Origin of the sequence: Roseospira marina, from assembly GCF_014197855.1 — a bacterium.
In the GTDB taxonomy this organism is placed as follows: domain Bacteria; phylum Pseudomonadota; class Alphaproteobacteria; order Rhodospirillales; family Rhodospirillaceae; genus Rhodospira; species Rhodospira marina.
The window spans coordinates 18017-39288 of record NZ_JACIGJ010000005.1 but is presented as its reverse complement, the minus strand read 5'-3'; the positions used below and the strand labels follow the sequence as shown (position 1 = coordinate 39288).

15 protein-coding genes and 1 tRNA gene are annotated in these 21272 nt (G+C 68.7%); 8 read left to right on the top strand and 8 right to left on the bottom strand.

What is annotated here, in order from left to right; translation table 11 throughout:
* The 7 genes from GGD82_RS08230 to GGD82_RS08200 all read right to left on the bottom strand — a co-directional run bounded on the left by GGD82_RS08230 (nt 1) and on the right by GGD82_RS08200 (nt 8368).
* A complete protein-coding gene (locus tag GGD82_RS08230) occupies nt 1–1947 on the bottom strand; it encodes a motility associated factor glycosyltransferase family protein (protein WP_150064000.1) in 1947 nt (648 codons plus the stop codon).
* Nucleotides 1948–2014: 67 nt separating this feature from the next.
* Complete coding sequence (pseF, locus tag GGD82_RS08225; protein WP_150064001.1) at nt 2015–2716, bottom strand: pseudaminic acid cytidylyltransferase; 702 nt, start codon at nt 2714–2716, stop codon at nt 2015–2017.
* Nucleotides 2713–3903 (bottom strand): UDP-4-amino-4,6-dideoxy-N-acetyl-beta-L-altrosamine transaminase, encoded by a 1191-nt coding sequence (pseC, locus tag GGD82_RS08220; RefSeq protein ID WP_150064002.1) that lies wholly within the window; start codon nt 3901–3903, stop codon nt 2713–2715. Before pseC ends, pseF begins: the two co-directional genes overlap by 4 nt.
* Nucleotides 3900–4832 (bottom strand): class I SAM-dependent methyltransferase, encoded by a 933-nt coding sequence (locus GGD82_RS08215; protein WP_246164013.1) that lies wholly within the window; start codon nt 4830–4832, stop codon nt 3900–3902. Before GGD82_RS08215 ends, pseC begins: the two co-directional genes overlap by 4 nt.
* 228 nt (nt 4833–5060) lie before the next feature.
* Entirely contained in the window at nt 5061–6089 is a 1029-nt protein-coding gene (gene pseB / locus GGD82_RS08210) for a UDP-N-acetylglucosamine 4,6-dehydratase (inverting) (protein ID WP_150064004.1), read from the bottom strand.
* 102 nt (nt 6090–6191) lie between these two features.
* Nucleotides 6192–7247 carry a pseudaminic acid synthase gene (pseI, locus tag GGD82_RS08205; RefSeq protein ID WP_246164010.1) on the bottom strand — a complete coding sequence of 352 codons (1056 nt, stop codon included), beginning with the start codon at nt 7245–7247 and terminating at the stop codon, nt 6192–6194.
* A complete protein-coding gene (locus GGD82_RS08200; protein WP_150064005.1) occupies nt 7244–8368 on the bottom strand; it encodes a hypothetical protein in 1125 nt (374 codons plus the stop codon). The genes pseI and GGD82_RS08200 overlap by 4 nt, the downstream gene beginning before the upstream one ends.
* A gap of 200 nt (nt 8369–8568) precedes the next feature.
* Between GGD82_RS08200 and GGD82_RS08195 the strand changes: the two genes are divergently transcribed.
* From GGD82_RS08195 to GGD82_RS08160, 8 genes are all read left to right on the top strand, one after another.
* A tRNA-Gly gene (locus GGD82_RS08195) sits at nt 8569–8643 on the top strand.
* A gap of 189 nt (nt 8644–8832) precedes the next feature.
* The gene (locus tag GGD82_RS08190) at nt 8833–9921 is read left to right on the top strand and encodes an ABC transporter permease (protein ID WP_150064006.1); all 1089 of its coding nucleotides are present in this window, start codon (nt 8833–8835) and stop codon (nt 9919–9921) included.
* 10 nt (nt 9922–9931) lie between these two features.
* Nucleotides 9932–10846, top strand: coding sequence for a nickel transporter permease (nikC, locus tag GGD82_RS08185; RefSeq protein WP_150064007.1), 915 nt, complete (start codon nt 9932–9934; stop codon nt 10844–10846).
* Between the two features lie 4 nt (nt 10847–10850).
* Nucleotides 10851–11705, top strand: a complete 855-nt coding sequence (locus GGD82_RS21040) for an ABC transporter ATP-binding protein (protein ID WP_246164011.1) — start codon at nt 10851–10853, stop codon at nt 11703–11705.
* Nucleotides 11702–12493, top strand: coding sequence for an ABC transporter ATP-binding protein (locus GGD82_RS08175; protein ID WP_246164012.1), 792 nt, complete (start codon nt 11702–11704; stop codon nt 12491–12493). Before GGD82_RS21040 ends, GGD82_RS08175 begins: the two co-directional genes overlap by 4 nt.
* A 390-nt stretch (nt 12494–12883) precedes the next feature.
* Nucleotides 12884–15613 carry a DEAD/DEAH box helicase gene (locus tag GGD82_RS21390; RefSeq protein ID WP_150064009.1) on the top strand — a complete coding sequence of 910 codons (2730 nt, stop codon included), beginning with the start codon at nt 12884–12886 and terminating at the stop codon, nt 15611–15613.
* A gap of 103 nt (nt 15614–15716) precedes the next feature.
* A complete protein-coding gene (locus GGD82_RS08165; RefSeq protein ID WP_150064010.1) occupies nt 15717–17957 on the top strand; it encodes a YgiQ family radical SAM protein in 2241 nt (746 codons plus the stop codon).
* A 35-nt stretch (nt 17958–17992) separates the two neighbouring features.
* Nucleotides 17993–19093: an FUSC family protein gene (locus GGD82_RS08160; RefSeq protein ID WP_150064011.1), complete on the top strand. Its 1101-nt coding sequence runs from the start codon at nt 17993–17995 to the stop codon at nt 19091–19093.
* 40 nt (nt 19094–19133) lie between these two features.
* Here GGD82_RS08160 and GGD82_RS08155 read toward each other — a convergent pair whose 3' ends face one another.
* Nucleotides 19134–21122, bottom strand: coding sequence for a methyl-accepting chemotaxis protein (locus GGD82_RS08155; RefSeq protein ID WP_170284469.1), 1989 nt, complete (start codon nt 21120–21122; stop codon nt 19134–19136).
* Nucleotides 21123–21272: the final 150 nt, after the last annotated feature.

The window sequence follows — 21272 nt, the reverse complement described above, 5'->3', positions numbered from 1 at the left end:
TCAGCCGCGCGCGGGGTCGTCCGCCGGAATGGCGTGGATCCCGTGGCGCAAAAGGTCGCTCAACTCCGTGTGCATGGCCTCCACCCCCTTGAGGACGGCGGCCCGCAACGCGGGCTCATGGGTCCGGCGCTGCTCGTCGTCCATGCGCATAAGGACTCCGAACACGCTCGCCACCATCTGGGTCACGCTGCCGCGCACAAGCCGTTGATAAGGGTGAGAGGCCTCGCGGGTCCACAGAAGGTTGTTCAGGGACATGACGACCGATTGCCGCGTCTTCCAAGAGAGGTCCGCGCAGGCACCGGCGATCGCGTTCATGTACCGGTCGCACTCATCCGGATCGTAGTTGTAGTGGTCCTCGTCGAACGGATCCGCCTCGACCGTCACCGGCGGCTCCGCCGGTCGGCCGACGGGAAAGACGCGCGTCAAGAGCGCCCCATTGACGGGCATGACCGGCGTGACGGAGGGAATAACGACGCCATCGGAGACATTAAGGATGAACAGGTGGTCGAAGACCGTCGCGAAATCCTCGATCCGCGCGCGCGTCCACTCGAACACCCAGGTGGTATGCGCCGGACCGCCGAACGACCCCGTGGTCTTGGTCGGAAAATCGAGAATCTTTTGGTCTTTCAGCGCTTTGTCCACGTAGTACGGCGTATGATCGCTGTGGTGTTTGTTTTGATCCAACGAGCCGACATCAACGCCGAACAGCAGCATGCGGCGGAACCCCATATACTCCGCCACGGACAGGCCGGTGTTTGACACCGTGGGATCGCAGCCTTGCACCACATGATGCTTGCCGCGCCCGAAACCTTCGGCCACGTTCAGGCCCGGGCGGAAAAAATAGACCCCGCGCGCGAAATGCTCTTCGATCTGATCGTTGATGGTGGAACTGGCGACCATGACGACGGAACTGAGGTCAACGCGGCTGGCGATGCCGTCGAACACGGTCTTGACCATCTGACCGCGCTCCAGAATCACGCAGACGTCCACACGGATGCCCTGGGAAAGCAAGGGTTCGACAGCGCTCCCGCAGGCCACGACCAAGCAGGACTCACTCAGGGCACGGATGGTCTCGAACGACTGGTCCAGCGACGGCCCGGACCCGACCACCAGCGCTGTGCCCGCGTGGGCGCGTTGGCGCCGCAGCAGGGGCCGCTTGTGGTCCAGAATGTTCACCATGGAGTTTTCAAGCATGATGACTTCGTCGCGGAAGAACCCGACACCGAAGGTCGAGGTCGCGAACTCCTCGATCAGGCTGCGACCGAAATCCGTGCTGGCCGCACTCTCCTTGTGAAGGTAGACGGGGATGTTGTCGGGCAGCATACGCGCGGCCCGTCGAATATGCTGCAAAACCTCACGCACCGCTTCTCGCCCCTGAGGAAGCAGGCGAATCCAGAGTTCTGCATTCCTCTTTTCGCAGGTCTTATAAATCTCCGACCAATCCATGAGATGGAGAGCCGCGATGAACAGATTGATATCGGAAATGCAGTACACCAGGATATCGAGATCGGGGAGGCAATCGATGAGGGCCTTCATTCCCTCGGTCGATGCGTGGTCGACCACCACGGCCGTCATGGCGCCCTTCATGTCTGGAACACGGCGCCAGAACGCCTGATCCGTTACCGGCAGAACCGATTGCAGATGATCGGCCCAACAATGGGCGTCGAGGTTCACATTGATGAGAGGCCGAAAGGCCGTCAGGACGATGGCCCGGCGTTCGAACACCGCGAACCGCTGGTTGGAATACTGCGGCTCGGGCAGCGGCAACACGCGCTCGCCCCGGGAATCCAGGATGACAACGCCGCCCTCGGCCTCCTGCAAGGTGTAGTCACACCGGCCGGATTCGAGAAACGACTGGATCGCCGGCGCCCGCCGCGCCAGCAGGGCGACATTCCGGTCGTACAGCGCCGGGTTCGTGTACGGCTCTTGCGTCAGTTCCGCGTGCATGCGGCCCCTCCCTGGCGGCAGCGGATCGTCGCGCACGCCTGCCACGACGCGCCCGAACGATTGGCTCTCACGGCGCCGCCCCCTCACGGTCGAGCGCGAACAGCCGTTCGGCGATAATCCAGTCTTCCTCGGTATCGATGTCCTGCACCCGCCGACGCGGCAGCCTCACCGGCACGGAATCGGGCGCGAATCCGGACCGCAACTCGACCCAGGCCTCGTAGGTCCCCCAACAGAACTGACCGGCGTCGTGATAGGCCGGTTCCAGGTCCTGCGAGCGCGCCGTCCGGAACTCCGGGTAAAACAGGGCCACGCCCCCCGTGGCGGGCAGGCGCAACGCGCGCTGGATCGGATAGGCGAAGTCGGTCACCCCGAACGCATAGGACGCACCCTCTGCCTCGATCGCCGCGCGCCCGCGCCGCAGGTCGTCCGGCGTCACGAACGGCGCCGTCGCGAAGATACAGCAGACAAGGTCCGGCGGACCGTGGTCCGCCGCCCAGCGCTGGGCCGCATCGGCGATGATCGGTGGCATCCCCGTATGGTCGTCCGCGAGATCGCGAGACCGGCGAAACGGCACGACCGCACCGTGCGTCTCGGCCACGGCGGCGATCTCGTCATCCTCGGTGGAGACCACGACGGCGTCGAAACAGCCGGACACCAGCGCGGCCTCGATCGCCCACACCATGATCGGCTTACCATGGAACGACCGCACGTTCTTCCGCGGAATGCGCGTGCTGCCGCCGCGCGCCGGGATCACCGCGATCGCCGTCATTGCAGCGCCTCCCTCAGCGCGGCGGCGACCCGGTCCACATCGCCGTCCGCCATCGCGGGAAACAGCGGCAGGGACAGACAGCGCGCATAGTATGCCTCGGCCCCCGGAAGATGCAGATCCGGGTCCCGGGCGCGGTAATACGGCTGGCGGTGCACGGGGATGTAGTGCACCTGAGTGCCGATGCCCGCGGCGGCCAACGCCGCCATCACGTCCGCGCGTGAACGGCCCAGCCCCTCGAAATCGATCAACACGACGAACAGGTGCCAGCCATCCGCATCCGTCGGACCGCGCGGGATCGGCCGCACATGAGGGGCCAGCGGCGCCAGAGCCTGCCCGAGCGTCGCCGCGAGGCTCCGCCGCCGCGCCAGGAACGTCTCCAGCTTGGTCAACTGGCTCGCCCCCAGCGCGCAGTGCAAATCCGACGCGCGGTAATTGAACCCCGGCTCCGCCATCTCATAGTACCAGGGGGTCGGCGCGCCATCGGCGCCGAAGGCCAGGGCGTGCTCCTGGAACACGCCCGGATCACGGCTGATCCCATGGGTACGCAGACGCCGCAGGCGGTCGGCCAGGGCGCCGTCCCGGGTGGTCACGGCGCCGCCCTCCCCCATCGCCACGGTCTTGACCGGGTGGAAGGAGAAGCAGACCGCCGCCGACGCGGTCGCGGCCCCGACGGGCACGGACGCACCGTCCAGGACGGCCGCGCCGCCCAAGGCGTGACAGGCGTCCTCGACCACGCTCAGACCATGACGCTCCGCGACGGCGGTCAGACCCGCCATGTCGCAGACCTGCCCGTTCAGATGCACCGGGAAGACGGCCCGGGGGCGCCCCGGCCCCGGGCGCGCCAGGGCCTGCTCCAGCGTCTCCGGCGTCATCAGGCCGGTGTCGGGATCGACATCCGCAAAGCGCACGGTGGCGCCGACATAGGTGGCGGCGTTCGCGGTCGCGACAAAGGTCAGGGAGGGGACCACCACGGCATCCCCCGGCCCAAGACCGAGGCCGAGCACCGCCAAGTGCAGCGCCGCCGTGCCGGACGCGCAGGCCACCACATGGGGCGCGCCGGTGACCGCGCCGAGCGCCGCCTCGAACCGAGCCACGGCCGGCCCATCGGTCAGGCGGTCCCCCTGCAGGACGTCCACCACCGCCGCGATGTCATCCGCGTCGATGCTGTGGCGCCCGTAGGGAATCATGACGCCACCGGCCGGGTCAGAATGATGGCGTACTCGGGCTTCAGCACCGGAATGCCCTGCAGGATGGGATAGGCGTACAGGCCCCCCGGGCTCCAATAGCAGTCGTCCAGCCGAACCAGCGGCTCCCCGGAGACCGGACATATATAGGCCATCTCGGGGGGGGCTTCCGGGGCCGTGTCCGAGGCGGGGGCCGGATCATCGGGGGCACCGTCGCCCGTGCACTCGCAGACCCAACAGACCGTGGGGTTCAAGGGCTTGTGGTTGACGGTAAGGCCCGTGCGCTCGACCACCTTGGCGCCCAGCGCCTTCAGGTGCGCATCCAGGTCCCGCACGTAGCCCAGGGAGTCCATGCGGCGGCGGCCTTCCTCCGACGTCTCCTCGTAGCATGGCTCGAACAGAACAAGATAGCGGCGGGCCACCCGCAAAAGTTCCCGCAGCAGCACCGCCTCCTGGCCCCGGTTCGGCTCAACCGCGTGACTGGTCATCACCACGTCGACGCTGGACGACGCAAGGGGAATGCGATCCATGCGCCCGCAGAACACCGTGATCCGGTCGGCGGCCGTCTCGCCCCAGTGCTGGCGGACGTACCGGCGCCCCGCCACGAGCCGGCTCACGCTGAGGTCAAACCCATAAGCGCGAACCGAAGGCGGGATCTGATCGACGAACGCGCAGGTGTTGGTGTTCTCCCCGCACCCGGCGTCGAGCAGCGTATCGCCCGGACGCAGATAGCGGTTCAGAATGGGGGTGCGTTCGCGCGCCTCGTCGACCCAGTTGGCCGGATTTTCAAGGGCTGCGCGCGCGTAGGAGCCGGCCTGCAAATCGTAGGCGATCTCTATGCTGCGCGTCTCGTTGATGCCGGGCTCGGTCTGCAACAGCCGCGTGATGTTGTCGCCGGCCTCGTAGCGCCGCTTTAACTCACTCAGAAGCATCACGATGTGCTCCCTTGCATGGCGTTCGAGCCAACGCACGGGGTCCCGGTCCGTGCGACGGTCATCGAAACCGGCCCCGATCCGCGAACAGCTCTGCGCCCGACAGCCGATCCGTATTCATGTGAGCGCCTCCCCTTTCCGATTCATCCTGTCCATCCGGCGACCATCCAAGCGCCACAGTCCGCGCGTCTGGGCGACAGCCGGCCACCACGGCGACCGTACCGAGATTTACGTGGGGGACACGCTCCCCGCGCAGTGCCGCAACGTCTCCTGAACGAGGCGGTTCAGGTCCTCAACCGTCAGAAAGACGTCGTTGTCGCTGGAATTGTATTCGAAATCCGGATCCACGGCGGTGCCACACTCGCCCAGGGCATTCCGGCTGTAATCGACGCTTAAATCATTGAAGCGGATGGTCGGCTGGATCACAAAATGATCCTCGAATTCCAGCGTGATGTGGGCGTAATCGCGCGGGCACATGATTTCGTGCAGCTTCTCGCCGGGCCGGATTCCGATCATCTTCAACGGCGCGTTGGGGGCCATCGCGGCGGCCAGATCGACCACCCGCATGGAGGGGATCTTGGGCACGAAGATCTCCCCGCCCACCATGCGCTGGAAGTTCTTCAGAACGAAGTCCACGCCTTCCTGGAGGGTGATCCAGAAGCGGGTCATGCGTTCGTCGGTGATGGGAAGATGGTCGCTGCCGCCCCGAATGAGGCGATCGAAAAACGGCACCACCGACCCCCGCGACCCGGCGACGTTGCCATAGCGGACCACGGCAAAGCGCGTCGGCTTCTTGCCCGTGATGTTGTTGGCGGCCACAAACAGCTTGTCGGAGGCCAGCTTGGTCGCGCCATACAGATTGATCGGGTTGGCGGCCTTGTCGGTGGAAAGGGCGATCACCCGCTTCACCCGCGCGTCCAGACTGGTGCGGATGACGTTCTCCGCACCGTTGACGTTGGTGCGAATGACCTCCGTCGGGTTGTATTCCGCCGCCGGCACCTGCTTCAGCGCCGCCGCGTGAATGACGTAGTCCACGTCTTCCATCGCCTGGCGCAGCCGCTCCCGGTCGCGCACGTCCCCTAGGAAGAACCGCATGCAGGGATCGTGGAACTCGTCCTGCATTTCGAACTGTTTCAGTTCGTCCCGGGAATAGATGATAATGCGACGTGGTTTGGAGCGCGACAGAAGTGTTCGGGTGTATTGCTTGCCGAACGATCCCGTTCCGCCCGTAATCAAAATCGATTGCCCATCGAACATTGGGGCAGACTTTCACTGTTTTGCGTTTGGTGCCCAGTCTGACCGTAGCGGACAATCGTTAACGTTCCGTCTATCGGGGACCCCGCCCGTCGCACGCGGCGGTCACGCCGGATCGGCCACCAGATCCCAGCTCATGCGCTCGCCCCGTTCGATATCACGGGTCGCTACTTTTCCGAGCACGTCTGGCAAATGCATCGGGGCCATGCCGTAGCACGGCCGGATCGACCGCACCGTGTCGCGAGTGAACACCTCCCCTTTGCGCATGGCGGCCACGACATAGAGGGACCGCCGGCCGCTGAGCGAGGGCCGCGCGATCTCGGGAATCTCCATCGTCGCCGTGCCGACGGACGCGGCGGCGTCCGCCAGCGCCTGCTTCATCTCCGGCAAGCGGTCGAGGTCGAGCGAGAACTTGGCGTCCACCGACGTGTCGTCGCCGGGCAGCTTGAAGTGCTTTTCCACCAGCCGGGCGCCGAGGGCGGCGGCGGCGCAGGCCGCACCGAGGCCGACCGTGTGGTCCGACAGCCCGACCGCGCAGCCGTAGGTCTCCCGCAGCCAGGGAACGGTGGCCACGTTCATGTCCTCGGCCGGGGTCGGATAGGCGGACACGCACTTCAGGATCATCAGCGGCGCATCGAACCGGCGGATCGTGGCGACGGCGCGGTCCAGGTCCTCCTTCGACGCCAGCCCCGTGGACAGGATGACCGGCTTGCCGGTGCGGGCGCAGGCCTCGATCAGGCCGATGTCGCCGATCTCCGGCGACGCGATCTTGTAGATCGGGCAGCCCAGGCGCTCCAGCAGGTCGACGGCGGTCTCGTCGAACGGGGAGGCGAACACCGGCAGTCCAATGGCCTCGCCGTGGCGGAACATGGCCTCGATCCAGTCCCAGGGCGTGTGCGCGTGCGCGTACAGGTCGTAGAGCGTGCCGTATTCGGACCACGTGTCGGCCGCCGGCAACCGGAAATCCGGCCGGTCCGAGTGCAGAGTGATGGTATCGGGCCGGTAGACCTGGACCTTCAGCAGGTCGGCGCCCCTCGCCTTGGCCTCGTCGACAAAGGCGAGCGCCGCTTCCAGACGGCCCTGGTGGTTGCCGCTCATCTCCACGCACATCAGGGGGGCCATGGGCCGGTCCGGATCGAACAGGGTGACGATATCGATCATGGCTTCGCTCCTGCTGGCCATCCCCCGCGCGCGGGGGAGCTTGGGTGTGCCGCGATGGCGGCAGCGTGCTCGGGATTAAAGGGGCGCCCATCCGCCAGGGCACGCAGGGCGCGGGCGACGCGGGTCGCACCGTGCGCGTCGAGCGCGCGCGACCCGGCGGCGAGCGCAGCGCGCAGCGCGGCGTGTTCGGTCACGGCGCGCTCCAGCATAGCCTCGGCCCGCCCGGGACTCGCCATTTCGGCGCGGTCCATGTGCAGCGTGTGGCCCAGATGGATCCACTGGTCCCGGCCCGAGGTCTGGGTGTCGGAGATGGCGAAGGAGACCGGCAGGGCGCCCTGAAGGATCGCCTCATACAGCGACGTGCTGGCCGGTCCGACGACGATGTCGTACCCGGCCCACAGAGGACCCGGGTCGCGGCGCCAGAGGTCGACGGCGTGGTTCGGCGCGGCGAGCCCATCGCGCCGCAGCGACTCGGCGACGGCCGGCCCCGGGCACAGCCACGTGACGTCCAGGGTGTGACGTGCCGCCACGTCCCGGATGGCCGCGAACATGGGGCGCGCGGCCTCGAACGCGCCGGTTCCCCCGGCATGCGCGATGAGCCTGCGCGGCCGGACCGGCGGATCGGACCGACGCCCGTCGGGGCTGTCGGTGATCATATAGGCGGGACCGACTAGGCGAATCGGCGTGTCCGCGTCCTCCGCCGCACCCGATTTCGCCCCGGTCTCTGTTCCTGGGGCGTAGGTCACGGTCAGATGCGCACCGCCCGCCGTGCCCAGATCATCAAGTGCCGCCACAATCCGGCCCGCCGCGCGCACCGTCTCAAACCAGCGGGGACCGATCCGATACGAATCCACCAGAACGACCCGCGCACCGAGAGCCACCGCCCGCGCCGCCACCGCCACCGCATCCCGCGCCTCGTCGAAGCGCGGCCCGACCGGCACGCCCTCCACCGCCACGCCAGGATCCAGCGGCAAAGCGCTCTCCAGGCTCTCCGAATCGATCAGAAGGCGGGGTGCGAAGCCCTCCGCCTCCAGGGCGTGGGCCAACACCACGCAGCGTTTCAGGTGGCCGGCGCCCGAGCCCGGGAACAGGTCGCATCGCAGCACGATCGGATCCGCCATCAATCCCCCCAAGGGAACAGAGACCCAGGGTGAGACCGGCCCCACCCTTCCTTCTCCTCCGGCCCGCCGGACACCCTGGACGCGCCAACCCGGCCCTCCTCTAAGGGCCGCGACGCGCAGCCTACATCACGATCGTTCACAGATGCTTGCCGACACGGCAGCCGACGTTTATAAACGGGGATCCGAGCCGGCGGGCACACGCGGGTGTAGTTCAGGGGTAGAACGACAGCTTCCCAAGCTGTATGTCGTGGGTTCGAGTCCCATCACCCGCTCCAGACTTTTCCTAGCCGGATCAGAACTTTACGGCCCCATAACGGGGCCGTTTTCTTGTGGAACGGTCCGGCGGGACACGCACACGCCGCGCTCCGCCCCCACGACGCGGCACGGATCCCGCGCCCGGTTCTGGACGCACCCGCATCGCGCTGCTATGCGGGAGGAAGCCTCCACCGCTCCCCGAGCGCCGCATGCCGCGCCCCACCCCGCCCACACCCTCCACGCTCCCGGCCGCATCGCAACGGCCGCCGCCCGGACGCCGCCTGCGCCACGGTGCCGGTGCCCTGGGCCGCTTGGTCCTCACGCTGGCGATCACGGGGCTGGGCCTGCTGGCGGTCACCTTCTTCATCGGGCGGGTCGTTCCGGTCGATCCGGTGTTGGCCGCCGTGGGCGATCGGGCCAGCGAGGCGACCTATCAGGCGGCGCGCGAGGCGCTCGGTCTCGACCGGCCGCTGTGGGAGCAGTTCCTGACCTACGTCGGCAACGCCCTAACCGGCGACTTCGGCACCTCGGTGCTGACGTCGAACCCGGTCGCGGTCGATATCGCGCGCGTCTTCCCGGCCACGCTGGAGCTGGCCACGGTGGCCACGATCCTGGGCGTGCTGCTCGGCGTGCCGGCCGGTATCATCGCGGCGGTTCGCCAGGGCACATGGACCGATCACGTGATCCGCGTGCTCGGCCTGATCGGGTATTCGGTGCCGGTGTTCTGGCTTGGCCTGATGGGGTTGCTGGTGTTCTACGCCAAGCTCGACTGGGTCGCGGGTCCCGGGCGGCTCGATCTGCTGTACGTTGGTCTGGTGGAGCCGGTCACGGGCGTCATCCTGCTCGATTCCGCGATGGCCGGCGCCTGGGACGTGTTCCGCGACGCGCTGGCGCATATCGTTCTGCCGGCCTCGATCCTCGGCTACTTCAGCCTCGCCTACATCAGCCGGATGACGCGCAGTTTCATGCTGGAACAGCTCCGCCAGGAGTACATCACCACCGCCCGGGTCAAGGGCCTGCCGGAGCGCACCGTGATCGGACGCCATGCCCTGGGCAATGTGTGGGTCCCGTTGGTGACGGTCATCGCCCTCTCGTACGCGACGCTGCTGGAAGGCTCCGTCCTGACCGAGATCGTGTTCTCCTGGCCCGGCCTGGGCTTTTACATCACCAACTCGCTGCTCAACGCGGACATGAACGCGGTGCTGGGCGGCACGGTCGTCGTCGGCGCCGTGTTCATCGGGTTGAACCTGCTGTCCGATGGGCTGTATCGGCTTCTGGACCCGAGGGCGCGACCATGAGGATCCGGGCATGAGCCCCCAACGCGCCGGCCTGCGGGCGTGGCTGCTCAGCGAAGCCCCCGCGTCGCGGGGGCAGGCCCGCCTGGGGGACCTGTACCGCAGCGGCCTGCGCTTCCGCCGCAATCCCCTGGCTCTGGCGGGTCTGATCATCATTCTGCTGCTTCTGCTGATCGCCGCGATCGGTCCCCTGCTGGCCCCGTTCAGCCCCACGGACCAAGCCCTCGACCTGCGCCTTCTGCCTCCGGGCGCCGAGGGGCACTGGCTCGGGACCGATGGCCTGGGCCGCGATATCCTGAGCCGCCTGCTGCACGGCGGCCGAATCACGCTCGCCGTCGTCGTTCTGGTGGCCATCATCGTCGCCCCCGTGGGCCTGCTGATCGGCACCGTCGCAGGCTACGCGGGCGGCCTGATCGACAGCGTGCTGATGCGGCTGACCGACATCTTCCTGGCCTTTCCGCGCCTGATTTTGGCCTTGGCCCTGGTGGCCGCGCTGGGGCCGGGGATCGAGAACGCGGTGATCGCCATCGCCCTGACCACGTGGCCCCCCTACGCCCGCATCGCCCGCGCCGAGACCCTGACCATCCGGAACAGCGATTTCATCGCCGCCGCGCGCCTGCAAGGCGCCTCGCCCGCGCGCATCATCCTGCGGCAGGTCATGCCACTGTGCACCAGTTCGGTCATCGTGCGGGTGACGCTGGACATGGCGGGCATCATCCTAACGGCCGCCGGCCTGGGCTTCCTCGGTCTGGGCGCGCAACCGCCGACGCCCGAGTGGGGCGCCATGGTCGCCGACGGCCGCAAATACCTGCTGGACCACTGGTGGGTCGCCACCATGCCCGGCCTCGCCATCTTCGTGGTGGCGCTCGGCTTCAACCTGCTGGGGGACGGCCTGCGCGACGTGCTGGACCCGCGGGGGGACCGCTGAGGCCATGGCGGACCTGCTCGTCCTCGACGATCTGCATGTGACCTTCCACAGCGACACCGGCCCGGTCGAGGCGGTGCGGGGCCTGTCGCTGGCGGTCCAGCGGGGGGAGCGGGTCGGCATCGTGGGCGAATCGGGCTCCGGCAAGTCCATGACCGGGCGCGCCATCCTGGGCCTGATCCGACCGCCGGGCGAGGTGCGCGCCCATCGCTTGGCGTTCGACGGCCAGGACCTGAGCCACCTGCCCGAACGCCGCTTCCGCCGACTGCGGGGCCGCCGGATCGCGATGATCCTGCAAGACCCGAAGTACAGCCTGAACCCGGTCATGCGAGTCGGGCGTCAGATCGTGGAGGCGTTCCGCACCGCCGACCCCGCGCTATCCCGCCGCGCCGCACGGGACCGCGCCCTGGCCGCCCTCGCCGCCGTGCAGATCCCGGAGGCGGACCTTGGCCGGGTCTACGACGCCTGGCCGCACGAGCTGTCCGGCGGCATGGGCCAACGGGTCATGATCGCGATGATGGTCGCGCTCGGCCCCGACCTGCTGATCGCGGACGAGCCCACCAGCGCGCTCGACGTGACGGTGCAGATGCAGGTTCTGGCCATTCTCGACGATCTGGTGCGGGCCAGCGGCATGGGTTTGATGTTCATCTCCCACGATTTGAACCTGGTCGCCGGGTTCTGCGACCGCGTCGTGGTGATGTACGCGGGGCGGGTGATGGAGGAATGCCGCGCCGCCGACCTGCATGCGGCCCGCCATCCCTATACGCGCGGGCTGCTGGCTGCCCTGCCCTCCATCGAAGGCGACCGGGGCGACCTGCCGGTGTTGCAGCGGGACCCGGCGTGGCGGGAGGCGCCGCCGTGATCGTCCTTCGCGACCTGACCGTGACCTTTCGGGCCGGCGCGCGCGATGTGCACGCGGTGCGCGGCGTGTCGCTCGACGTCGCCGAGGGCGAATCCTTCGGCCTGGTGGGCGAAAGCGGCTCCGGCAAGTCCACGGTGTTGCGGGCGCTGTCCGGGCTTAACCCGCACTGGAGCGGGCGCATCACGGTCGCGGGCCAGGACCAGGGCCGCCGCCGCCCGAAAGCGTTCCACAAGCGGGTGCAGATGGTGTTTCAGGACCCCTACGCCAGCCTGCATCCGCGCCAGACCGTGGACACCGCCCTGTCGGAGCCGCTGCGCATCCATCGTCTGACCGACGCGCTCAACGCCCGGGTGGAGCGCGCGCTGACCGACGTGGGTCTGGACCGGTCGTTCCGGTTCCGCTACCCGCACCAGCTTTCGGGCGGCCAGCGGCAGCGCGTGGCCATCGCCCGGGCGCTGATCCTGGAGCCGTCCATCCTGCTCCTCGACGAGCCGACCAGCGCGCTCGACGTCTCGGTGCAGGCGGAGATCCTGAACCTGCTGCGCCGCCTGCGCGCGGCCCGCGCCCTGACCCTGATCCTGGTGAGCCACAACCTCGCGGTCGTCGGGCATATGTGCGAGCGCATGGCCGTGATGAAGGACGGCGCCGTGATCGAAGAGCTGACGGTCGCCCAGCTTCGCGCCGGCACGGTGCGCCAAGCCTACACCCGCGATCTCCTGCGCGCGGGGCGGGGATACACCGCCGGCGCGGGCGCAAAGCCCCCCGGATGCGGGACTCCCTGGACCTGAAGCCGATGCAAAACCGTCACGGCCGGCGGTTCCCGTTCCCCCGCGCACCAGACCCATCATTGACAGCCTCGGGTCCGGCTCTATAGTGCGCGTGGTCGGAGACGCGCGCCTGCGGCTCGTTCGGGCGTGAAGATCGCCCCGCAAGAACGAGCCCGACCGACTTCCTGCGTCCGATGCGACCGGGCGCCAGCATGAACGGGATCGTCTCCCGTTGATGCGGGCGCCTGGCGTAGCGTGACGGTGGGACCGCGTGATCCGAGCGATCCCAGGCCGTGCCGGTGCGTATCGTGTAGGCGATGCCCCCTTGGCACGGCGCCCCGCGGGCCGTGGCGCGGTTGATCTCAACCCCCACGACAGCCCGACCAGAGTCCGAGGACCGACCTGACCACCATGAAATTCGTCGATCTCGGCCTTTCGCCTGAAACCCTCAGGGCCATTGAGGACGTGGGCTATGAAACCCCCACGCCGATCCAGGAAAAGGCCATACCCCACGTCCTGATGGGACGCGACGTTCTGGGCATCGCCCAGACCGGAACGGGCAAGACCGCCAGCTTCACCCTGCCGATGATCGAGATTCTCGCCAACGGCCGGGCGAAGGCACGCATGCCCCGTTCGCTAATCCTGGCGCCGACGCGCGAGCTGGCCGCCCAGGTGTCCGAGAACTTCACGCTGTATGGCAAGTACCATAAGCTCGACATGGCGCTGCTGATCGGCGGCGAGAGCATGGGCGACCAGATGCGCGCGCTCGACAAGGGCGTGGACGTGCTGATCGCCACGCCCGGGCGACTGCTCGACCTGTTCGAGCGCGGTAAGGTGCTGCTGCGCGACGTGAAGGTGCTCGTCATCGACGAGGCGGACCGCATGCTCGACATGGGGTTCATCCCCGACGTCGAGCGCATTGTCGGTCTGCTGCCGCCGCTGCGTCAGACGCTGTTCTTCTCCGCGACCATGGACAAGGAGATCCGCAAGCTGGCGGACGCCTTCCTGTCCAACCCGCGCGAGGTCAGCATCGAACGCCGCGCCACCGCCGCCGAGACAGTGGCCCAGCATCTCGCCATTGTGCCCCGCATCGACAAGCGCGAGGCGCTGCGCCACATCCTGCGCACCGAAAACGTCCGCAACGCCTTCATCTTCTGCAACCGGAAGCGCGATGTGGATGTGCTGAACCGGTCGCTCAAGAAGCACGGGTTCAACTGCATCTCGCTGCACGGCGACATGGACCAGGCCACCCGTCACGAGATGCTGCGCCGCTTTAAGGACAACGAAGCGGACTTCCTGGTGTGCTCCGACGTGGCCGCGCGCGGCCTGGATATCGACGACGTGTCGCACGTCATCAACTTCGATATCCCGACGCACTCCGAGGATTATGTGCACCGCATCGGCCGCACCGGGCGGGCCGGAAAAGACGGCGCTGCGTTCAGCCTCGCCACGCCGGACGACGCGAAGTATGTGGCCGGCATCGAACACCTGCTGGGCCGCACCATCCCGCGCCTGTCGCTGGAAGGGCTCGGCGCCGACGACGCGGATGCGAAGTCGGAAGCGGACACGGACGCCGACGGCGGACGGGACAGTAATCGCGAGCACCGGGCCTCGGACGACCGCCCCAGCCGGGGCCGCCGGGGCGGCCGCCACCGCAGCGGCGGCGATCGCGGCGAACGGGCCGCGCGGAGTGACCGTGCGGAGCGGACGGAGACGGCGGAACGACCCGAGCGTGCCGAGCGCCCCGAACGGTCCGAGCGACCGGAACGGGCCGAGCGTCCCGAACGGCCGGAGCGTTCCGACCGATCTGATCGCAAGCGCGCGGACGACGGCGGGGGACGGTCCCGGCGCGGGCGCGGCCGGCGCGACGACGAACTGCCCGCCATGAAGCATCCGGATAATGCTCTGGCCTTCGGCGATCACACGCCGGCGTTCTTCACCTTCGACACCCTGGTCCCAATGGGCCGGCCGATGTCCGACTCCGCAAGCGACGAGGACGACGAGACCGCCGAAGCCGAAACCGAGCGGCACCCGACGTCGGACCGGGCCGACCGGTCCGACCGGTCGCGCGGCCCCCGCAAGGCGTCCCCCAGCCGGTCCACCAGCCGACGTGGCGAGCGGCGTCGGCACGGCCGCAAGGGCACGGGGCCCGATACGGACGAGGCGACGGATGCAACGGCGGAGACCCCGGCGCCGGAGGCCTCCACAGCAACGCCGGAGGCGGCGGAGGACACGGCACCGGTCACGGTCGAGGCCGAAACGGCGGCCGCCGACACGGGCGCGACCTCCGAGACGCCGCCCGACGTCACCCCGCGCAAGCGCCGCGCCACCCGACGCAAGGCTAAGGCAGACGACGAAACGCCGGCGACGCCCGAGACTGAGGCGACGGCGGAGACGGCGGCGAACGACACCTCAGCCGAAGCGAGCGAAGCCCCGGCCTCTGCGTCCTCCGAGACGAAAGCGGCCTCGGATGGGTCGACAGAGGAGGCCCCGGCCAAGCCGAAGCGCACCCGCCGCAAAACCACCAGGGCCACTAAGGCCGCGACCGAGGGCGACGGAACCGAAGCCACGGCTGAGACCGCAGCCGAAACGGGGGCCGAAACCGAAGAGGCACCGAAGCCGAAGCGCACCCGGCGCACGACCAAAAAGGCCGCGACCGAGGACAGCGACGGCACCGCAGCCGAGGTGACCGAGGCCAAGCCGAAGCGCACCCGCCGCAAAACCACGAAAGCGGCGGAGGCCGACGGCGCCGAGGCCACGGCGGAGACGGGGTCCGAGGCCGAAGAGGCACCGAAGCCGAAGCGCACCCGGCGCACGACCAAAAAGGCCGCGACCGAGGACAGCGACGGGACCAAAGCTGAGGCCAAAGCTGAGACGGGGGCCGAGACCGAAGAGGCACCCAAGCCGAAGCGCACCCGGCGCACGACCAAAAAGGCCGCGACCGAGGACAGCGTTGGCACCACAGCCGAGGCGACCGAGGCCAAGCCGAAGCGGACCACCCGTCGGCGCACTACAAAGGCCGCCGCCAAGACGGAGAGCACGCCCGAGGCCGACGGGACGCCGGCTTCGTCCGACTCCCCGGACGAAGGCGAGTCTCAGTCCCTAGACGGCGACAGTTCGCGGGAACATCTGGCGTCCTGACCGGCTGCGTTCGGCCTTTCGAATCGGATCCGGCTCCCTGTACCGTAGGGGCGGCCCCGCACTGGGGTCGCCCCGTTTCGCCTGTCCGGAAGGCCCCTCGACCATGACCGCCGCCGCAACTCCGCGCCCTCTGTTTTCCTGGCGGAAGCACTGGGCACACCGCTTTGGCACCGCGCCGTTCCTGCCCACCAGCCGCGCCGAAATGGACGCGCTCGGCTGGGATGCCTGCGACGTCCTGCTGGTGACCGGTGACGCCTACGTGGATCACCCCAGCTTCGGCATGGCCATCATCGGCCGCCTGCTGGAGGCGCAGGGCTTCCGCGTCGCCATCCTGTGCCAACCGGACTGGACCGACCCGACGGCGTTCACCGCCCTGGGCGCACCGACCCTGTTCATCGGCGTCACGTCCGGCAACATGGACTCGATGGTCAACCGCTACACGGCGGACCGGCGGCTGCGGCACAACGACAGCTACACCCCGGAGGACGAGGGCGGCCGGCGGCCCGACCGCGCCACCATCGTCTATGCCCAGCGCTGCCGGGAGGCGTTCAAGGACACCCCGATCGTGCTGGGCGGGATCGAGGCATCGCTGCGCCGCGTGGCGCACTATGACTACTGGAGCGACACGGTCCGCCGGTCCATCCTGATGGACGCCAAGGCCGACCTGCTGGTGTTCGGTAACGCCGAACGCGCCATTGTGGAAATCGCCCACCGCGCCGCGCGCGGCGAACACCCGCGCGACATGACCGACCTGCGCGGCACCGCCCTGGTGCGCCCGGCGGTGCCCGACGGCTGGTCGGTCGTCGACTCCAGCGCCGTGGACACCCCCGGCCCCGTGGAGGCCCCGACCAATCCCTACGCCGACACCGGCGAGCGCGATGGCCGCACGCCGGGGCTTTGTCAGGATGGGGGTGAAGCCGCCGACACGCCCGCCGATCCGGCCGGTCCGGCTGAACCCGACGCCCCCGCTGCACCGCAGCCACCGACCAACCGCGGCACCGTCGTCCGCCTGCCGGCCTTCGAGGCCGTCAAGGCCGATCCGGTGCTGTACGCCCACGCCTCCCGCGTCGTGCATCTGGAAAGCAACCCAGGCAACGCCCGCGCGCTGGTCCAGCGCCACGGCGACAAGGACATCTGGATCAACCCGCCGCCCTGGCCGCTGACCACGGCGGAGATGGACGCGGTCTACGACCTGCCGTTCGCGCGCGCCCCGCACCCGATGTACGGTGACGCCCGCATTCCGGCGTGGGACATGATCCGCTTTTCCATCACCATCATGCGCGGCTGCTTCGGCGGCTGCACCTTCTGCTCGATCACCGAGCACGAAGGCCGCCAGATCCAGAGCCGGTCGCAGGACTCGATCCTGCGCGAGGTGGAGCGCGTGCGCGACACCACGGCCGGGTTCACGGGCGTGATCTCCGACCTGGGTGGCCCGACGGCCAACATGTACCGTCTGGCCTGCAAGAGCCCGGACATCCAGCGTGTGTGCCGCCGCCTGTCCTGCGTCTACCCCGCCATCTGCAAGAACCTGAACACCGACCACTCCGCGCTGATCGCGCTGTACCGCGAGGCCCGCGCCATCCCGGGGGTGAAGAAGATCACCATCGCGTCGGGCCTGCGCTATGACCTCGCGGTGCACTCGCCCGCCTATGTGAAGGAACTCGTCACCCATCACGTCGGCGGCTATCTGAAAATCGCGCCGGAGCATACCGAGGCCGGCCCGCTGTCCAAGATGATGAAGCCGGGCATCGGCACCTACGACCGCTTCAAGCAGATGTTCGACCGCTTCTCGCGCGAGGCCGGCAAGGAGCAGTATCTGATCCCCTACTTCATCGCCGCGCACCCTGGCGCCACCGACGAGGACATGATGAACCTCGCCCTGTGGCTGAAGCGGAACGGCTTCCGGGCCGATCAGGTGCAGGCCTACCTGCCCTCCCCGATGGCGCTGGCGACGGCGATGTACCATTCGGGCCGAAACCCCCTGCGGCCGGTGCGGCGCGTGGTCCGCCCCGACGGCGACGAGGTTGTGACGACGGTCAAGAGCCTGCGGCAGCGCCGGCTGCACAAGGCCTTCCTGCGCTATCACGACGCGGAAAACTGGCCGCTGCTGCGCGAGGCGCTGAAGCGCATGGGCCGCGCCGACCTGATCGGGCCCGGCAAGCGACACCTGATCCCCGCGCACCAACCGGCCGGCACCGGTCGCAGTGGTGGCGAGGGGACCCGCACCGGGCGTAAAAAGGGACCGCAATCCTTCGTCACCACGCACGCGGGCCGTGGGCGACGCCTGTCCCAACGATCACCCCAAAAATCGACTCCGGGCGGGTCCCGCCGCTCCGGCGACTGACCTCAGGCCAGGCACCACTCGAACGAAAGACAGGCATGAGCAAGGCCCTCAGAAGCGCCGTGACGCGGGAAGCGCGGGCATTCACCCAGGTTCGCACCACCGACCGCCCGTGGCACATGCCGGTGGCGGCGGCGCTGGCTACGGGCGCGCCCATGCTGACCGGGGCGTGGTTCGGGCATATGGAGTTCGGCCAGGCCTCCGCGCTGGGCGGGCTGGTGCTGGTCTACCTGCCAGCCACGCCGATGGCCCACCGTATGCTCGTGCTGATGGGCTGCGCCTTCGGCATCACCGCCGGGTTCACTTTGGGGGTCATCAGCCACTTCTTCGCGCCGGTCATGATGCCGGCGCTGGCCGTGATCGGCATCCTGGCGCTGATGATGGCGCGACTCTACGGGCTGGGCATGCCCGGCGCCCTGTTCTTCGTCATGGCCGCCTCGATCGGCGCTTATGCCCCCGTGGATGTGCTGGAGGTGCCGCTGTACGTGGGCCTGGTCAGCATGGGCTGCCTGCTGTCCTGCATCATCGGCTTCGTCTACAGCCTGTACGACCTGCGCACGCGAGCGCCGAAGCCGGTGCCGCCGCCGCCGCCCCGCACCTTCGATTTCATTGTGCTGGAGCCGGTGGTGATGGGCCTGTTCGTCGGTCTCGCCCTGTTGCTCGCCCAGGTCCTGGAGATGGAAAAGGCCTACTGGGCGCCGGTGAGCTGCCTAGCCGTGATCCAGGGCGCCACCCTGCGCGCGGTGTGGGAGCGCCAGTTGCACCGCCTGATCGGCACGACCCTGGGCGTTCTGCTGGCGGGCGCCATTCTGATGCTGCCGCTCACACCCTGGACCCTGGCACTCATGATGATGGCGCTGTCGTTCATCATCGAGACCATGGTGGTGCGCCATTACGCCGCCGCCGTGATCTTCATCACCCCGCTGACCATCCTGCTGGCGGAGGCCGCCACCCTGGGCCACGGTGCCTCACCCGACGCCCTGATGTCCGCCCGGCTCTTGGACACCCTGCTTGGCTGTCTGGTCGGGCTGGCCGGCGGGGCGTTCCTGCACCACGACGGCATCCGCCGCCGTGTCCGGCACGGGCTGAAACGGCTCGCGCCGCGCCGCCTCGCGGAGCCGGACCCGACCGAGGGGTGACCCCCGCCGACGGCGCAACGGCGTCCGTGGTCGGCCGGACTCACGCCGCCATACGGTGGGACAAAAGCTGGTCGAGGGACGCCCGGTGCGCATCGGTCAGATCCAGCCGGACATGCGTGGCCACGTCCGTCCGGGCGACGAAGGCCCCGGAGATCTCGCCCAGCCCAGGCAGGCTCAGCGTGAACGTCTGGCCGCGCGCCCCGGTAATGGACGGATCCAGGGTCGCGACCCCGGACCGAGCCAGCCCCCGCAGCACGCCACTGCGTGCGCCGCCGCCCGCCCCGTCGATCGTCAGCGTCACGCGCAGGTCCACCCGTTGCAGGACGTCGGCCTGCTGGTCCCGGCTGTTGCCAGCGCGGATGATCCGTTGCAACCCCTCCTGCATCTGCTGGATGCGATCCAGAAGGTCGCGCGCCGTCGTCTCGACGTCGCCGGCGTGACCGCGCGACGCTTCGGCGGCCCCGGCCACGGTGTCGATGTTCTGCGAGGCCTTCTGCGTGCTCATGGCCGCCCGCTGGGCGTTGTGGCTGATCTCGGCGGTGGCGCTCGACTGCTCCTCGATGGCCGCCGACAGCGCGGTGGTGATGGTGTCGATGTCGCCGATGACCGCCACGATGCGCGCGATGGCGTCCACCGACTCCTGCGTGGCGGTCTGCATGTCGCCGATTTGGGTGCCGATCTCTTCCGTGGCCCGGCCGGTCTGATTGGCCAGCGTCTTGACCTCGTTGGCGACCACGGCGAAGCCCTTGCCCGACTCCCCGGCGCGCGCCGCCTCGATCGTGGCGTTGAGCGCCAGCAGGTTGGTCTGCTTGGCGATGTCGCCGATCAGCTCGACCACATCGCCGATGCGGCCGGCGGCCTCGGCCAGCCCCTGAACGCGCGCGTTGGTCTGCTCCGCCTCGGCAACCGCACGACGCGCGGTGCCAGATGCGTTGGAGACCTGCCGGCTGATCTCCTGGATCGAACCGGCCATCTCCTCGGCGGCGGCGGCCACCGCGTCCACATTCGCGGCCGAATCGCGGGACGCCCCGGCCGCGGCACCCGCGCCGGCCTCAGTGCCCTCGACCTCTTCCGACAAGTGCCGCGCGGCGGACCGCATCGCCTCCGCCCGGTCGCGCACCTGATCGATGATCCTGTTGACCTCCTCGTCCAGGGCGTTGGTCAGGGCGACCATTTCCCCGCGCACGCGGGCCTCGTTGCTGCGGTGGGTGTCGGCCTGATCCGCACGCATGCGCTCGATTTGTCGGCTGTTGTCCTTGAACACGTCGACGGCGGTTTGCATCGCGCCGATCTCGGCGCCCTGATCCCGCGCAACGTCCACATCCAGGTCGCCCGCCGCGAGACGCCGCATGTCCTCGGTCAGCCGACGGATCGGCCGCGCTATGCCGCGCCCGATCAGCGCCGTAGCACTCGCCAAGCCCAGCACCACGACCAGCGAGGCCAGCCCATAGCGCCAGATCAGGGCATTGACCGCGGCGTCGATGTCGTCGGTGTAGACACCCGAGCCGACGTACCAGTTCCACGCCGGCACCGCCTTGACCACCGTGACCTTCGGCACGGGCGTGTCGCCGCCCAGCTTGGGCCAGACGTAGCGCACCGCGCCCTCTCCGTCGGTGCGGGCGACCCGGGTCATCTCGCGAATGAACGCCAATCCGTTCTCGTCGGTCAGCCCGGCGAGGTTCTGCCCCACCAGCTTCGGCGCCGCCGGTTGCACCTGGACCACATTGCTGAAATCGATGGCAAACACATATTCGTCCCGGTCGTAGCGCAGGGAGTCCAACGCTTGGCGCGCCGCCGCCTTGGCCTCGGCCTCGGTCATCGCGCCGGACGCCGCCTGCGCCGCATATCCCGCCAGAACGGAATGGGCCGACTCCACGGCGGTGCGCACACGACCCAGCAACGCGGCGTTGACCTGATCGGAATAGCTGCGGACATTCAGGGCGAGGTTCACCAGCGCCAGAACGACGATCAGCAGAACAATGGACCACAGACGGATCGCAATGGGGGTCCGGCGGAACAGCCGTAGCATGGGTGCGCCCTCCTGTCGCATGACGGGAGGGCCTGGACCTCCTGTCGCCTGTTCACCGCATTCTTGCGGGATCCCGCGCCGGCTCTCGTGGGCCGCGGGTGATATCGGGTTGATCCTGGCGCCAAGGCGCAACCGGAGTCCACAGCCTTT